At 68.6% G+C, this 14,711-nt stretch carries 14 protein-coding genes; 6 read left to right on the top strand and 8 right to left on the bottom strand.

Features of this window, described 5'->3' with window-relative positions; translation table 11 throughout:
- Positions 1–38: 38 nt before the first annotated feature.
- The 3 genes from QN239_RS10400 to QN239_RS10390 form a co-directional block, all read right to left on the bottom strand.
- Entirely contained in the window at positions 39–671 is a 633-nt protein-coding gene (locus tag QN239_RS10400; RefSeq protein WP_499010069.1) for a GIY-YIG nuclease family protein, read from the bottom strand.
- A 35-nt stretch (positions 672–706) separates the two neighbouring features.
- Complete coding sequence (locus QN239_RS10395; protein ID WP_090363941.1) at positions 707–1,042, bottom strand: RNA polymerase-binding protein RbpA; 336 nt, start codon at positions 1,040–1,042, stop codon at positions 707–709.
- A 95-nt stretch (positions 1,043–1,137) separates the two neighbouring features.
- A complete protein-coding gene (locus QN239_RS10390) occupies positions 1,138–5,364 on the bottom strand; it encodes a cadherin-like domain-containing protein (protein ID WP_499010067.1) in 4,227 nt (1,408 codons plus the stop codon).
- A 165-nt stretch (positions 5,365–5,529) separates the two neighbouring features.
- On the opposite strand from QN239_RS10390, the gene QN239_RS10385 reads away from it, so the two are divergent.
- Entirely contained in the window at positions 5,530–6,669 is a 1,140-nt protein-coding gene (locus QN239_RS10385; RefSeq protein ID WP_499010065.1) for an acyltransferase family protein, read from the top strand.
- Here QN239_RS10385 and QN239_RS10380 read toward each other — a convergent pair.
- Complete coding sequence (locus tag QN239_RS10380) at positions 6,662–7,543, bottom strand: LLM class flavin-dependent oxidoreductase (RefSeq protein ID WP_499016693.1); 882 nt, start codon at positions 7,541–7,543, stop codon at positions 6,662–6,664. The genes QN239_RS10385 and QN239_RS10380 overlap by 8 nt on opposite strands.
- Positions 7,544–7,597: 54 nt before the next feature.
- Between QN239_RS10380 and QN239_RS10375 the strand changes: the two genes are divergently transcribed.
- The 4 genes from QN239_RS10375 to QN239_RS10360 all read left to right on the top strand — a co-directional run bounded on the left by QN239_RS10375 (position 7,598) and on the right by QN239_RS10360 (position 10,920).
- Entirely contained in the window at positions 7,598–8,011 is a 414-nt protein-coding gene (locus QN239_RS10375) for a VOC family protein (protein WP_499010064.1), read from the top strand.
- 74 nt (positions 8,012–8,085) lie between these two features.
- Positions 8,086–9,402, top strand: a complete 1,317-nt coding sequence (locus QN239_RS10370) for a sensor histidine kinase (RefSeq protein WP_499010062.1) — start codon at positions 8,086–8,088, stop codon at positions 9,400–9,402.
- Positions 9,390–10,034, top strand: coding sequence for a response regulator (locus QN239_RS10365; RefSeq protein ID WP_499010061.1), 645 nt, complete (start codon positions 9,390–9,392; stop codon positions 10,032–10,034). The genes QN239_RS10370 and QN239_RS10365 overlap by 13 nt, the downstream gene beginning before the upstream one ends.
- Positions 10,035–10,047: 13 nt before the next feature.
- Complete coding sequence (locus QN239_RS10360) at positions 10,048–10,920, top strand: DUF4097 family beta strand repeat-containing protein (protein ID WP_499010059.1); 873 nt, start codon at positions 10,048–10,050, stop codon at positions 10,918–10,920.
- On the opposite strand, the gene QN239_RS10355 is transcribed toward QN239_RS10360, so the two are convergent.
- Genes QN239_RS10355 through QN239_RS10345 form a run of 3 tightly spaced genes read right to left on the bottom strand, consistent with a single transcriptional unit; the run spans position 10,913 to position 13,546 of the window.
- A complete protein-coding gene (locus tag QN239_RS10355) occupies positions 10,913–11,929 on the bottom strand; it encodes a nitronate monooxygenase (RefSeq protein WP_499010057.1) in 1,017 nt (338 codons plus the stop codon). The genes QN239_RS10360 and QN239_RS10355 overlap by 8 nt on opposite strands.
- Before the next feature lie 59 nt (positions 11,930–11,988).
- The gene (locus tag QN239_RS10350; RefSeq protein WP_499010055.1) at positions 11,989–12,660 is read right to left on the bottom strand and encodes a maleylpyruvate isomerase family mycothiol-dependent enzyme; all 672 of its coding nucleotides are present in this window, start codon (positions 12,658–12,660) and stop codon (positions 11,989–11,991) included.
- The gene (locus tag QN239_RS10345) at positions 12,647–13,546 is read right to left on the bottom strand and encodes an alpha/beta fold hydrolase (protein WP_499010054.1); all 900 of its coding nucleotides are present in this window, start codon (positions 13,544–13,546) and stop codon (positions 12,647–12,649) included. Before QN239_RS10345 ends, QN239_RS10350 begins: the two co-directional genes overlap by 14 nt.
- A gap of 78 nt (positions 13,547–13,624) precedes the next feature.
- Between QN239_RS10345 and QN239_RS10340 the strand changes: the two genes are divergently transcribed.
- Entirely contained in the window at positions 13,625–14,248 is a 624-nt protein-coding gene (locus QN239_RS10340; RefSeq protein ID WP_499010052.1) for a TetR/AcrR family transcriptional regulator, read from the top strand.
- On the opposite strand, the gene QN239_RS10335 is transcribed toward QN239_RS10340, so the two are convergent.
- Complete coding sequence (locus QN239_RS10335) at positions 14,239–14,709, bottom strand: Rrf2 family transcriptional regulator (RefSeq protein WP_090363957.1); 471 nt, start codon at positions 14,707–14,709, stop codon at positions 14,239–14,241. The genes QN239_RS10340 and QN239_RS10335 overlap by 10 nt on opposite strands.
- Positions 14,710–14,711 lie beyond the last annotated feature (2 nt).

Here is a 14,711-nt window from a genome sequence, read left to right as displayed (position 1 = left end):
GCAGTTCAGCCGGGCATGCGCGGGCTCCCCGCGGCCACCTACGACCACTCCGCGAGCACGCGCATCTTGCCGGCCTTCACCGCCGCCTCTCGGCGCCGCCGCTTGAGCTCGGGCGCGAAGGCGTTCCGCCCGTTCTCCTGGAAGTTCAGCGGCAGATCCAGGGCATCGATCAGCTTGGGTTCGAGATACCAGGGCTCGGGGTGCAGCACCCAGGACACCGCGGCGTTCTCGTCCATCCACTGGGTCAAGACGGCTTCGCCACCGGCGAAGGTCTGCCTCTTGCCCGACCCGATGCGGCGCAGCGCGAAGCCCAGCTGATCACCGAGAAGCACGCCCAGCGACTTGCGCAGCGTGGAGCCGTCCGCACCGGCATTGCCCGCACCGAAGTGATACCGGACGCGTTTGCGCAGATCCTGAGGGACGTGCGGTTTGCCGTCTGTCCGTGGCGGCCCGGGGCTGATACCGACGTACAGCAGTGTCCAGCCGTCGCGTTGTTCACAGCCGGAGACATCGATATCACCCGGGATGTCGCGGAACCACCAGCCGTACGCGCCCGCCGCACTGGGCACCGGGCACGGGTCGGCGAACACCTCGGCGCGCGTATACCGCTGAGCAGCAAGGAAATTCACGACCGCGTTGGCGCGGCGCTTCTCGGACATCGACTCAGCCATATCGCCCAGCCTAGTCGCCGGCGAGACCGATCGGACTAGCCGCGGCGACGGGTCTTGATGACTTCCAGACGCTCTTTGAGCAGGTCTTCGAGTTCTTCCACCGAGCGGCGCTCCAGCAGCATGTCCCAGTGGGTGCGCACGGCCTTCACCGGCTTCTGCTCGGCGGCCTCACCGTTGATGAGGATGCCCTCCTGCCCGTTGCGGCAGGCCCAGGTGCCCGGAAGGTCGGCGTCGTCGGCGAACGGCACATCGAATTCTTCGCCGTTGTCGGTGCGGTAACGCGCCACCTGGCGCGGTGCCAGGTTGTGGTCACGGTCGGTCTCGTAGCTGACGCCGCCGAGGCGGCTGCCCTTCATCACGCGATTCGACATAGCCAACAATCCTCATTTCACGTAACGGGGCTTCCCCGCAAGCTTACGCCCTGATAGGGGGCTTCCGTCCCCACGGCGACCTCGGGGGCGATGCGCTAAAGCACGTTGGCCTCGATCGCCTGGTTCTCCGCGATCACCTGCTCGACGGTGGCGACCGCCGGTTTGGGCGTCCAGTCCTGCCGGAACAAGCCGAACGAGGCCTGGGTCGGGTCGGGGTCGGGGTAATCCGCGAAGGTGTGCAGGAACGCCGGCCCGGCGAACTCCAGGGTGCGCCAGGTGCGCAGGAAGTCACCGATGTAGGCCGCCTGCGCGGTCTCTGAGACATCCGAGGTCGGCTCGCCGTACTCGGTGGCCCAGATCTTCTTGTTCCCGTCACCGTTGGCCACCATGACCGCGTACATCTGCTCGGCCTGAGTGATCGGCGTGCCGGCATGGCCCTCCCCCACCGAGAACAACAGCGCGTACTGGTAGGGATGGAACGACACCGCATCGAAGTATCCGCCCGCGCCCGCCGCGTACATCTGGGCCAAGAACGTCACCGGGTTGATCGCCACTCCCGGGGCCTCCGCCCCGGCGCCGACCGACGCCGCGATGACGACGGCATCCGGGTCGGCACCCTTGATGGCGGTGTAGGCCACCTTCAACAACGCGGTGTACTGCGCGGCGTCGGGAGCCGGCGCCCAGAAGATGCCCGCATTGGGCTCATTCCAGACCTCGTAGTCGGAGACCCGGCCCTGAAAGTGGGTCGCCACCTCGGTGACGAACTCCGCGAACGCGTCCAGGTCTGCCGGGCGGCCTTGGTACTGCGCTTGACCAGGAACCGCAGCCCAGTCCGGAGTCGTACCCAGCACCCCGAGCACCGTGATGCCGTTGCCCTGGGCGCTGTTGACGACGCGGTCCACCGCGGTCCAGTCATAGGTGCCGTCGGCGGGCTCGATTCCCGCCCAAGGCAACATGATCCGAATGGTGGTGATACCGGCATCCTTGAGCAACCCCATGGCCTTGTCGGTATCGGTCTGCGAATAGAAGTACATCTGCTGGGCGTTGACGGCGATCTCGGTGGGCCGCTGATCAACGGCGGTGGCCGACGGCGGCGCAATCGTGACCCCGACCGTGGCCGTGGTGGTCGCGCCGAACGCGTCGGTGACCGTGACGGTGAACGTGTCCGTATCGTCCCCGGGTGTCACCAGGGCGCGATACCGGGCGTCGACATCCGGGGTGTAGGTGAACTTTCCGTCGGACGTCACCTTGGCCGCCCCGAATGCCGGGCCGCTGCCCAGGCTGTAGGTCAGCGTGTCGCCGTCGGGGTCGTCGGCGGTGACTGTGCCGGTCACGGTGCCGATGGCACTCGACGTGTCGTCCACGGCCGCTTGGCCGTTGGTCGGCGCGTTGTTCGTAGTCGGGTTCGGGGCGATGGACACCTTCACGGATGTCGTTGTGGTGCCACCGAATCCGTCACCGATGGTGAAGGTGACGGTCTCGGTCTTGGTCGCCGCACTGGCTCCGGCTTTCGAGGCCGCCAACCGGGCAGCGGCCGTCGGCGTGTAGGTGAACGATCCGTCGGCGTTGACGACGACGGCGCCCTTGGTGGTCTTGCTCGCGGCATAGCTGAGCGTGTCGCCGTCGGAGTCGGTCGCGGTGACCGATCCGGTGACGAGGCCCGAACGGGGGTTCGTTTCCGCGATGACGGCTTTGGCCCCACCGGGTTTGACGTTGGCCGCGCCGATCTTGACATTCACCGTGACCGGCACGACACCGCCGTGGCCGTCGTCCACGGTGACCGTGAAGGTGTCCATCTTCTGGTCGTGAGTGGCGCCGGGCGCCAGTGCCGCGGCCCGGGCTGTCGCCGTGGGTGTGTAGGTGAACGCCCCGGCCGTCGTGACGCCGACCGTGCCCTTCGCCGGCTGCCCGCTCACCGTGTACGTGAGCTTGTCCTTGTTGCCGTCGGCGGTCGCGATCGTGCCCTTGACCACACCGGTCGATGCGTTCGGGTTGCCGATGGTCGTGGTGACGGTCGGGACCTTGTTCTCGGGGGCGATGGCCAGCGCGACGGTGGTGGTCATCGGGCCGTACCGACCGTCGGAGACCGTCACGGTGAACGAATCCTTCGTCACCGAATCGGGCGCACCGGGCACGGCTGCCGCGTGCCGGGCGGCGGCGGTGGGCGTGTAGGTGTAGGTCCCGTCGGCGTTGAGCACCAATGTGCCCTTGGTGGGCTTGGCGGTCACCGCGTAGGTCAGTGGATCACCGTCGAAGTCGGCGACACCGACGCGCCCGGCGAGCGCGCCGGTGGCCGGATTCGACACGGCCGCAACCGGATCGTTGAGGAAGGGCGCCTTGTTCTGCGGAACCAGGGACACCACGCGGACGGTGCCGTTGAGGGGATCGGTCACCCACATCTGCGTCCCGTCCGGGGTGAGTACCGTGCCGGATTGCGCCGATGTCGCGGCGACGCCGCTGTCGGCGACCCCGACGACCGCGCCGTCGCTGGTGCGCAGCGCCGCCACGAGGCCGGTCGAGGTGGTGACCATCAAGGCGCTGCGGTCTTTGGTGAGCGCGATACCAGACAGTGGCTGGCCGAGATCCAGTGTGCCCGTCGTGTGTGCGCCGAGATCGACGACGGTGAGGCCACCGCTCCCATCGGCGACGTAGACCAACTTGTAGACCGAGTCGACGGCCAGCCCGACGGGGGTACCGCCGACATCGGCGATCGACGTGGCCACCGAACCGGTGGACGAGAACGACGAGATGGTGGCGCCGCCAGACGCTTTCGCGCTCACGACGAAGATCGTCTTACCGTCGGCACTCACCGCGAGTTCACCGGGTGTCAGGCCCCCGGCGAGGGTGACGGTACCGGCGGTCTTGTTGGTGGACGTGCTGATCTTGGTCACCGTGCCGGTGGCGCCGCTGGCCACGTACACGGTGCTGCCGCTGGGGTTGATCGCGATGGCAGTGGGATTGGTGACCGCGACGGTGGCCTTCACCGTATTGGTCTTGGTGTCGATGACGGTGACGGTGTTACCGGTCGAACTGGACACGTACAACCGGGTGCCGTCGGCCTTGACGGCAAGACCGTCGGGGCCGGTTCCCGCCGCGAACGTGGTGATGACGGTGTTCGTGGTCGTGTCGAAGACGGTGATCTTCCCGGTGCTGCGATCGGCGACATAGGCCCGGGTGCCCGAGGTGACGACCGCACTGGGGTCGGCGATGTTCGTGACGGTGGCTGCTGTGTAGAACGGCGACGGACTGACCGGGATGTTCACCGGCACCGCCACGGTGTTGACGCCGTCGGTCACGGTGAGCGTCATCCCCACGGTGTCGTCGGTGGGTGTGGCGGAGGCGTTGAACCGCTGGGCCGTGGTGGGGGTGTAGGTGAGCGTCGCCGTCTTGGCGTTGTAGGTCAACGTGCCCGTGGCCGGCGCGTTCCCGAGTCCGACGGCGACCGTCTTCCCCTCGGGGTCGCTCGTGGTCAGTTTCCCGAGGACGGTACCGGTGGTTGCGTCGGGCCGGCCCCAGGTGACCGACGCGGTCGGCGGCTGGTTGGCCGCGGCGACGGTTTGGGTGGCCGCCATCGCCCTTGCGGCGACGCCCGCGGTCGCGTCCTCGGTCGTCCCGACTTCACGTCGTGCCGCGCCGAGCATCACCCACCCCAGCGGTGAGTCCGCCAGCGCGCCGCGCAGCGCGCCCAGGAACGACGAGGCCACCTGATGGGCGATACCGCTGACCAACGTGCCGAAGGTCTGCACCGGGTTCGGTACGACCGGTCGCGTCACCGTGAGTGCCGCCGGGGCCTCGGTGACGGACTGTTGCGCCACGGCCGCGGCGACTCTGGCGGTCGACGGCGGCTCATTCTCCGCAGCGGAGCCACCGGCGCTCGCCTGCGCGACGGACCGGCTTGTCACCTTGGCGGATTCGGCGACAGCGGTGCGCGGCGTGGGTGTCGGCTTCTTCCTGGCCTTGGGTTTGGACGCGAGCTTGGGCGTGGGCTTGGACGTGGACGCCGCATCGTCGGCACGGGCGTGGGCACCGCCCGAACCGGATACGACCGCACCGGGCGTCACCTCTTCGGTGACAGAACCGGTGGGTTCACCTGTCGTCGGTGCGGTGGTGTCGGCTCCACCTGCCGGCGTGCTGCCGCCCGAACCCGAGGACCCGGTGGATCCAGATCCGGTGGTCGCACCGGTATCCGCCGGAGAGGAGACGGTCGAGTCGTCGGGAGTAGCGGAAGCGATGCCCACCGGCACCCCGATCGCCGATCCGATGCCCAACGCCACGGCCAATGCGCCGACCCTGCCGACGTGTTTGCCATAGCGCAGTTGCATCATCTCTCCCACTGCTCGGTGGCCGTACTGTTGAGCGCGAGCGTTGGCTTGACTCTGCGAAACGACAGCAAGTGTCGCGAGTGTAACTCCGGCTTTCCGCCGTCGAGTTCGCTTTGCGCATTTGCTGTAGACGGTTTACCCGGCCGGTTCACTACCCTTGACGAGATGTCTGCCGGGCCGTCCACACCGCTGCGCGGGCCGGACACCCTGCCGGCCCTCGAACCCGTATCTCGGCAGGCCTCGCTCACGGGCTTGCGGGCGCTTGCCGCCCTGATGGTGGTCGGCACGCACGCCGCGTTCGCCACAGGCGCCCTGAACCTCGGTTACCTCGGCTCGCTGCTGGGCCATCTGGACATCGGGGTGCCGATCTTCTTCGCGTTGTCGGGCTTGCTGTTGTTCCGGCCGTACGTCCGATCGGCGGCCGCCGGTGCCCCGGCGCCCCGGCCGGGTCGCTACGCCCGGGCCCGGATCCGGCGCATCATGCCGGGCTATGTGACCGCCGTGCTGTTCACCTATGTGGTCTTCCTCTACTTCACCCCGGAACCGAATCCCGGCCAGACGTGGCTGGGCTTGCTGCGCCACCTGACGCTGACCCAGATCTACACCGACAACTTCCTGGTGACCTATCTGCATCCGGGACTGTCGCAGATGTGGAGCCTGGCGGTGGAAGCCTCCTTCTACGCCGTCCTACCTCTGCTGGCCCGCCTGCTCATGGGACGGCGGTGGCGGCCCGGTCCGGTGCTGGCCGGCCTCGGCGCGCTCGCCGCGATCGCACCCCTGTGGCTGCTCCTGGCATCGCACGCCGACTGGCTGCCCAACTCCGCAGGCATGTGGCTGCCCGCGCATCTCGCCGCGTTCGCGGCCGGAATGGCACTCGCGGTGCTGCAGGAGAACGGGATCCGGGTACGCGCGGTGGCCACCCTCCCTGCTGCGGCACTGGCCTATCTGGTCGCCGCCACGCCGGCCGGTGCGCATCCGGTGTCCAGGGCGCTGTTGTACGCGGCGGTCGCGATGCTGGTCACCGCTCCACTCGCGCTCGGCGATACCGGACGGTGGACACGGCTGCTCGGCAGCCGGCCGATGGTGTGGATCGGCAACATCTCCTACGAGCTGTTCCTCCTGCACGTGGTGATGATGGCGATCACGATGCACCTGGTGCTGGGCTGGCAACTCTTCACCGGCTCGACACTGGTGCTCGTCATCGCGACACTGGCCACCACCGTGCCGCTGGCGTGGCTGCTGCACGAAGCCACCGGGACCCGAAAGCCGTTGGACGCCAACATCGGCCGGCACGGATCTAGCTGAACTCCCGTACCGCCTCGGCGACGCGGCGCAACTGTCCGATGTCCGAGGACGTCGGGATGAGATGCACTTCGTCGGTGCCGATCTCGGCGAACCGGTGCAGCACCTCGACCAGTTCTTCCTCGGTCCCGGCCCACCCGGTCGTCGGCGCGATCGCGTCGACGTACTCGACCGGGATCCAGTTCATGTACCGCCGCAGGTGGTGGTGTACCTGGGCGCGGGCGGTGTCCTGGTCGCCGAGGGCGAACCAGAACGAGGTGGCCAGATGCGGCGCCGGCCGTCCGGCCTGCGCCCACGCAGCCCGGGCGACATCGAACAACTCGTTCTGTTTGTCCACGTCGAGATCCATGGTGATACCGGCCAATCCGGCCGCCCACGGCGCGGCGCTGCGCACCGTCTTGGGGCCGATCGTGCCGACCAGAAGCTCCGGGCCACCGGGTTGCACCGGTGCGGGGCCCACCGGCAGCACCGAATCGGTCACCTTCTCGCCGTTCCACACCCGCTTCATCACCGCGACCCGGTCGGCCATCTGCCGCATGGTCTGGGTCGCCGGGTCCGCACCGGCGGCGACATAGTCCTCGTTTCGCCCCCCGACCCCCAGACCGACGGTGAGCCGGCCACCACTGAGCAGGTCGCCGGTCGCGAGTCCTTTGGCCAGCAGCACGGGGTCGTGCAGCTGGGGTACCACCACCGTGGTCACCAGGCGCACCCGCTCGGTCCAGGCCGACAACGCCCCGAGCAGGGTCAGTGAGTCCGGGTTGTCGAACGCGATGCGCTCACCCCAGCACAGCGACGAGAACGGTCCTTCGTCGATGACCTTCGCCCACTCTTTGAGCACCGCCGCGTTCAGACCCGGTTCCATCACCGGCATCGTCATTCCCACATGCACGTCGGGGATTCTGGCACGAGCGCGGACTGCCAGTATGGGGTCATGGCGATCTCCACGACATCCATCGCACACGTGCGGCTCACGGTCACCGATATCGAACGCTCGCGGCAGTTCTACGAGGGTGTCTTCGGCTGGCCCGTACTGGTGGAATTGCCGCCAGGGGCCGATACCTCGACACGAGAGGCACTGGCGTTTCTCTACGGCGGGGTCATCTACGACCTGGGTGGCGCCCTGATCGGGTTGCGGCCCGTCGGCGACGGCGACTTCCACGAGGACCGCACCGGCCTGGATCATCTGGCGTTCCGGCTGGCCGACCGGGCCGCCCTGGACGCGGCGGGCGCACACCTGGACGCGCTCGGTATCGAGCACGGGCCGGTCAAGGACATCGGGCCGGCCTACATCCTGGAGTTCCGCGATCCCGACAACATCGCGCTGGAACTCACCGCACCCAAGTAACCGGGGGTTATCCCCCGCCCGGTTCGGCGGAAAACGTGGTGTCGCCGGACATCGACTGTCCATAGGTTGGACCCATGGTCGCAATCTGGTCCGGCACTGCAGACGACACCGTCGATACGGTCGATGACACCACGGCGGTCCACCGGTGGCGTGATCTCGGGGTGATCCCCACCGCGTCGATGGTCACCGGCGCCGCGCTCGCCACCGTGTGGTTGTGGATTCCATTGTCCATCTTGGTGATCGGCATCTCCTCCATCCCGTCGGTGATCGGATTTGTGCTGTCCGCAGTGGTGTTCGTCTACCTCATGCGGGGTGTGGAGTGGGTCGAACGGGTGCGCAGCGAGGCGGTGTTCGGCCTGCACATCGCCGTGCCGCCCCGCACCATGTCGCCCTACACCGGATTCCAGCGCTGGGCACACCAGCTGTGGCTCGACATCAGCGGCAGCCGGTTCTGGAAAGCGGTGGGCCAGCACTACCTGCGGATGACGTACGACCTGCTGGTCTGTGGACTCGCCCTGGCGCTGCTGGCCTTCGCCTTCCTGGCCCCGGCGTTCGCCTCGGCGATCCGGCGCAGCGACGCCGACTCCGGGCTGTCCTTCCTCTCGCCACCACTGGCCTGGCTGCTGGCCGTGGTCGCACTGCTCGCCGCGATCGCGCTCCTGGTGTTCGCCCCCGCGGTCGACGCGAAGATCGATCGCTGGCTGCTGGCCGCCTCCCCCACGGCAGCACTGCAGTCCCAGGTCAGCGCGCTGGCCGACGCGCGGCAAGGTGCGGTGTCCTCGGCGCAGACCGAGCGCCACCGCATCGAACGGGACCTGCACGACAGTGTCCAGCCGCGACTGGTCTCGTTGGCGATGACCATCGGGCTGGCGCAGACCAAACTGGACACCGACCCGGCCTCGGCCAAAGCCCTGATCGGCGAGGCACACGCCGACGCGATGAGTGCGCTGGCCGAGCTGCGCAATGTGGTGCGCGGAATCGCCCCGACCATCCTGGCCGACCGCGGGCTCGACGCCGCGCTCTCGGCGGTGGTGCAGCGCACCCAGATCTCGGGCGTGCCGACCACTCTCGATGTCCATTTGCCCAGCAGGCTGCCCGATGAGGTCGAATCGGTCGCCTATTTCGTGGTGGCCGAAGCACTGACCAATGTGGCCAAACACGCCGGCGCCGGTCAGGCGGTGGTGACGGTGCGCCTGGACGAGACGGCTCGGGTGCTGCACGTGTCGGTGTTCGACGACGGGTGCGGTGGCGCCGAGATCGGCGTCGACAATGACGCCACCGGCCTGCGCGGCCTGACGGAGCGGGTCCGTGCCGCCGGCGGCACGTTCACGGTGTCCAGTCCGGCCACCGGCCCCACCATCGTGACGGCGGTGCTGCCATGCGGATCGTGATCGCCGAGGATTCGGCCCTGCTGCGCGCCGGTATCGAACGTATCCTCGCCGACGCCGGACACCAGGTCGTCGCCGGTGTGCCGGATGCCACCGGACTGCTGAACATCGTCAACTCCGAACGCCCCGATCTGGCCATCGTGGACGTCCGGATGCCGCCGACGTTCACCGATGAGGGCATCCGCGCCGCCGCGCTGCTCCGCTCGCAGAACCCGGAGTCCGCGGTTCTGGTGCTCTCCCACTACGTCGAAGAGCGTTACGCCGCCGACCTGATCGCCTCGGATACCAAGGGATTCGGCTACCTGCTGAAGGATCGGGTGGCCGACGTGCCCGCCTTCCTCGATGCGGTCGAGGTGGTGGGTGGCGGCGGAACGGTCCTCGACCCCGAAGTGGTCTCGCAGATCCTGGTGCGTTCGCGGCGCCGCGTCGTGCTCGACGAACTGACACCGCGCGAACGGGAGGTGCTGCAGCTCATGGCCGAGGGGAAGTCGAACTCGGCGATCAGTGCCGCACTGCATGTCTCGGTCGGGTCGGCCGAGAAGCACATCGCGTCGATCTTCGCCAAATTGCAGCTGACCCCCGATGACAGCGAGAACCGCCGGGTGCTGGCCGTCTTGCGCTACCTCGAATCCTGAAAGGTACTGCCCCATGAGCATTCTCACCCCGCCCCAGGCACCCGCCGGACCACCCCCGGTGTCCGACGGCGCACGCAACGCCATCCGAGTCCTGCTGGTCGGCATCGCCGTCGTCGTCATGGCGGGTGCGATCGCCTCCTTCGGGACGCTGGCCTGGGGGCTCAGCGCCTTCCGGGTGGTGACCGACCACCAGACGCTGCCCGCCGCGATCCGGTCGCTCACCCTGGATACCGCCGATTCCCCGGTGGCCGTGCGCATCACCGCCGACCGCAACGCCACCGAACCCCGCATTGATCTGCGCATGGTGGCCTCCAGCCGCAACAGCAATCAGTACCTGCGAGTCACCAATGACGCCAACGGCACTCATGTCACCGTGGACGGAGCCGCCGACGGGATCCTGGACTTCGGCGATCCGGGCGAGGTCACCGTCACCCTGCCGCCGGAGACCGGGCGCCGGCTCGCGCTGACGGTGCGCCAGAACACCGGTGTGTTGCTCGCCCAGGCCGACCTGGATCAGCTGACCGCGAGCACCTCGGACGGCGCGGTCGTGCTGCGCGGCGCGGTCCGCCGCGTCGAGGTGCGCGCGCAGGACGGGGATATCACCGCGCGGGAACCGATTTCGGTCGGTGAGTCGTTCGATGCGGCCACCACCGACGGTGAGATCGCGGTGAAATTCGCGGATGTGGCGCCACGCCGGGTGGACGCGGTGACCCGCGACGGTGACATCTCGCTCTCGCTGCCCACCCCCGGCCCCTACCTGGTACATGCCCAGTCCGGCGGGTCGGCCACCGTCCGCGTCCCCGAGACCAGCGATGCCGCACGCGCCGCAGCCCAGATCAACGTCCGCTCCGATGACGGCGACGTGACCGTCGATACGCTCAGATGAGCGCGCCGATGATCTGGGCGGCCGGGCCCGTAGTGATACTCCGGAATCCGGTGCCGGCCCAGATATTGGTGGCCTGCGGGTCCCCCGCCCGCACCGATGCGGCACGTACCGGACTGGTCAGGTAGTGCACCTCCGGGTATCCCAGCGGCGCCTTCTCGTCATGCTCGTCGATGAACCTGTTGCGTAAACCGCGCGCGTATCGTCCCGAGAAGGCCTTGGTGACAACGGTTTCGGTGAATGCGGGATCCTGCAGCGCGGCACGGTGCACCGGGCTGCTACCGGCTTCGTCGGCGAGCAGGAAGGCGGTGCCCAGCTGGGCCGCGGCGGCACCGGCGTCCAGCACCCGGCCCACATCCTGCGCCGTCACCAGGCCACCGGCAGCCACCACCGGCACCCCCGTCGCCGCGACTACCTCGGCCAGCAGCTCATCGAGGGGTTGAGCGGCCGGCCGGGCGGCGGGGTCGTAGGTGCCGCGGTGTCCGCCGGCGGCCGGGCCCTGCACCGCCAACGCGTCGACACCCTTGCCCACCGCTTCCTGCGCCTCGGCGAGCGTGGTGACGGTGGCGACGGTCGTGATGCCCGCGGCGCGCAGCCGGGCGGACTCCGCGGCGCTGGGCGAACCGAAGGTGAACGACACCACCTCCGGCCGGATGTCGAGCACGACCTCGAGTTTCGCCGCCCAGTCGTCATCGTTGAACTTCGGCTCGCCCAGGGACACGCCATAGCGCGCCGCCTCACCGCCCAACTCCGCGATGTACCGGTCGATATCGCCGGGTTGCACCGCGCTGGGCTGGGGCGCAAAGAGATTCACCCCGAGGGGTCGCGTCGTGAGCTTACGGGTGGCAGTCAACCGTTCGGCGAACGTGTCGGCCGAGAGATAGCCGGCGGCGATGAACCCCAGACCACCGGCCTCCGACCCTGCCGCCGCAAGCGCGGGGGTGGACGGACCACCTGCCATCGGCGCCACCAGAATCGGGACCGCCAGGTCGTTCAGGTTGAACTCACCCATCACATACCGCCTTCGCCTCGTGCGTCACCGCATCCGAAGAACACCACCGGGCGTAGCGATCATCCCATCCTGGGCACGGCTCGCGGACGGTGATTGGCCGACTGGCTGACGCGCGCTTCAAGGATTACCACGCCGTCCCCGCTGAGCGCCCCCAGCATCCGCGGGCGGTTGCCCAACACCGAGACCAATTCCGCGGCGCGCCCCGACACCGCGGGCCCGTGACCGTACGTCCAGTCTGCGTCGGTGGCCTCCAGCCGTAGCCCCCGGCTGTTGCGATAGGCGGGAACGAACGGGTTGGGCAGTGTCACTTGAGTGTCGAGCACGGCGGCCAGGATGTCGGCGGGGATCTGCGGTTCACGGCCCAGCGCATAGACGATGTCGAGTTCATGGGTGACGTGGTCACCCAGCAGCAGCCGGCGGGGGAAAGCGCGGCCCGTGCCGGTCGGGACGGCGATCAGTCGGGCCAGGTCGTCGAGCAGTCGCTGCGGCGAGCGGCGGACGCTGAGCCGGACGGCCAGCGCGGTGTTGGCCGGGTCGAAACGGCGGCGGCGGAGCAGTTCGGCAGCGAACTCGCCGACGGCACAGCCATATCCGACGACCAGGTGCGCCAGGACATCGCGGTTGGACCATTCGGCGCACAGGCTCGGTGCCGCCCAGTCGTCGGCGGACAGCTCTGCAAGGACGGCGAGCAGCCGTTCATCGTTGACCCGCAGCCGTTCACGCGCCGACATGCAGATGCTCCTTCAGGAAGACCGTTTGATCGGCCAGCACCCGATCCACCAGCGGCGGGTGGTAGATGGCGAAGTGGTCTGAATCGTAATGGCGGGCAACACCATTCGCGGCACGCCGCGCGACGAGTTCGCCATAGCGGGGGTCCATCAGATTCTCCCGGTCGCAGACGCAGACCAGTAGTGGCGCGCGCACCCGAGCCGCATGCCGCAGCGCCGAGGTGGTGACGATGCCGACCGCTCCGCCAGCGGCAATGCGGTTGTCGAAGACGGCGCCAGCAGGCACGGTGGAGTTCCACCCCGCTTCAGCGCCGTCGGCCGTCACCATCGCGAATCCGCCGGGTGGCCCGACGATCGGGATATACCGGCGACCGCGGCGGATCAGTGTCCGCAGCATGTCCTCGGCGACGGCCGGCACCAGCCGCAACGGTCCGAGGATGCCCAAGCTGCGTGCCGCACCGGGCCCGTGCACGATCGGGCACTGAACGACGGCGGCCGCGATATCGGCACGCTGCCCGGCCACCCGCACCACATTCATCGCGCCGAGACTGGTGCCCCACAGCCCGAGCCGGGTGCTGTCGATCGCGGGGTCGGTGCGCAGAAAGGCCAGTGCGGCGTGCACGTCCTCACCCTGAGCGTGCAGGGAAATCCGTTGCCGGGGTTGACCATCGGAAGCACCGGTGTGTCGGTAGTCAAAGGCCAGGGTGGCGATACCGGCCGCCGCGAAATGCTGCTCGTAGACCGCCAGCATCATCTCGTGTGTCGCGCCCAGGCCGTGGACCAGCACGACGGCCGGATGCGGTCCCGGCCCGTCAGGCAGGGTCAGCCAGGCTGCGCAACGCGTGCCCCCGGACTGAAAGTCGATGCGCTCGGTAGGGATTGTCTGCATGGGTAACCACCTTCATAAGTACGATGTACGTATGAGTTAGACTGCAATACGTACGTCGTACTTGTCAAGGGGATTCGGATGCGAGCAAGATTCACGGTGCACGAAATCGCCGGTGCCGCACTGCGCATCGTCGACGAACAGGGCTTGGCGGCGCTGAGCATGCGCTCGTTGGCGACCGCCCTGGGTACCGGTCCGATGACCGTCTACAACTATGTGGCCGACAAGACCGGACTGGAAGAACTCGTGGTGGCGGCCGTCGTCGCCGACATCCCGCTGCCCGCGCCGACCGATGACTGGCGCCACGACGTGCACGCCATTGCGTACGCCATGTGGGAGGGCGTACGCGCGCATCCCGCTGCGGTCCCGCTGGTGCTGACCCGCCGGATGTCCTCACCGACCGGATTCGCCATCGTCGATGCACTGGTCGCCGCGCTGGGGCGGGCGGGCCTCACCGACACCGGGCTGCTTGCCGCGTTCCACGGGGTGTTCGGTTTCGTCATCGGTGGTGCCCAGAGCACCCTGGCCGGGCCGCTGACCGGGAGCGCGACCGAAGCGGCTGATCGCATCGGCTCGGTGGCCGGCGCAGACCATCCGCACATCGCCGCGCTGGCGAAGGTGGCGATCACCACCCCCGTCGAGGACGATTTCGCCCGCGGATTGCGCATGCTCATCGACGGGATCGCCTGTCACGTTCAGCCGTGACCGCGTTCGGTCTCCTGCCCGAGGTAGTCGGCGGCCAGGGTCGCCACATGCGCGGGCAGCTCACCGGTGGCCACATCGGCGAGGGTGGTCTGTTCCAGCACCGAGCGCATGCTGGCGCGCAGCGCCCGCCACACATCGGTGAGCGCCGCGGTCGGACCGGAGTACGGCAGGTCGCCCAGGCCGATATCGCGCACGCTGGCCAGCGGCCCGTCGATACAGCGCAGCACGTCGGCGATGCTGATCTCGGCGGCGGGCCGGGCCAACTCGTATCCGCCGTCGCGGCCGCGATGACTGCGCACCAGCCGGTCGGTGCGCAGGTCGGACAGGATGTCGACGAGGAACTGGGCCGGGATGCCCTGCGCCTTGGCCAGGTCATCGGTCTTGACCAGGCCACCGTCGCCGACGGTGGCCAGCTGCACCATGGCACGCACGGCGTACTCCGCCTTCGCCGACATGCGCATAC

The organism is Mycolicibacterium sp. Y3, assembly GCF_051188035.1.
Lineage (GTDB): Bacteria > Actinomycetota > Actinomycetes > Mycobacteriales > Mycobacteriaceae > Mycobacterium > Mycobacterium fluoranthenivorans.
The sequence above is the reverse complement of the archived record's forward strand: the minus strand, read 5'-3'. Positions and strand labels throughout refer to the sequence as shown.

Bases quoted from the DNA above. Each gene is read 5' to 3' on its own strand.
- QN239_RS10400 (WP_499010069.1), bottom strand. From the start codon at position 671: ATGGCTGAGTCGATGTCCGAGAAGCGCCGCGCCAACGCGGTCGTGAAT.
- QN239_RS10395 (WP_090363941.1), bottom strand. From the start codon at position 1,042: ATGTCGAATCGCGTGATGAAGGGCAGCCGCCTCGGCGGCGTCAGCTAC.
- QN239_RS10390 (WP_499010067.1), bottom strand. From the start codon at position 5,364: ATGCAACTGCGCTATGGCAAACACGTCGGCAGGGTCGGCGCATTGGCC.
- QN239_RS10385 (WP_499010065.1), top strand. From the start codon at position 5,530: ATGTCTGCCGGGCCGTCCACACCGCTGCGCGGGCCGGACACCCTGCCG.
- QN239_RS10380 (WP_499016693.1), bottom strand. From the start codon at position 7,543: ATGACGATGCCGGTGATGGAACCGGGTCTGAACGCGGCGGTGCTCAAA.
- QN239_RS10375 (WP_499010064.1), top strand. From the start codon at position 7,598: ATGGCGATCTCCACGACATCCATCGCACACGTGCGGCTCACGGTCACC.
- QN239_RS10370 (WP_499010062.1), top strand. From the start codon at position 8,086: ATGGTCGCAATCTGGTCCGGCACTGCAGACGACACCGTCGATACGGTC.
- QN239_RS10365 (WP_499010061.1), top strand. From the start codon at position 9,390: ATGCGGATCGTGATCGCCGAGGATTCGGCCCTGCTGCGCGCCGGTATC.
- QN239_RS10360 (WP_499010059.1), top strand. From the start codon at position 10,048: ATGAGCATTCTCACCCCGCCCCAGGCACCCGCCGGACCACCCCCGGTG.
- QN239_RS10355 (WP_499010057.1), bottom strand. From the start codon at position 11,929: ATGGGTGAGTTCAACCTGAACGACCTGGCGGTCCCGATTCTGGTGGCG.
- QN239_RS10350 (WP_499010055.1), bottom strand. From the start codon at position 12,660: ATGTCGGCGCGTGAACGGCTGCGGGTCAACGATGAACGGCTGCTCGCC.
- QN239_RS10345 (WP_499010054.1), bottom strand. From the start codon at position 13,546: ATGCAGACAATCCCTACCGAGCGCATCGACTTTCAGTCCGGGGGCACG.
- QN239_RS10340 (WP_499010052.1), top strand. From the start codon at position 13,625: ATGCGAGCAAGATTCACGGTGCACGAAATCGCCGGTGCCGCACTGCGC.
- QN239_RS10335 (WP_090363957.1), bottom strand. From the start codon at position 14,709: ATGCGCATGTCGGCGAAGGCGGAGTACGCCGTGCGTGCCATGGTGCAG.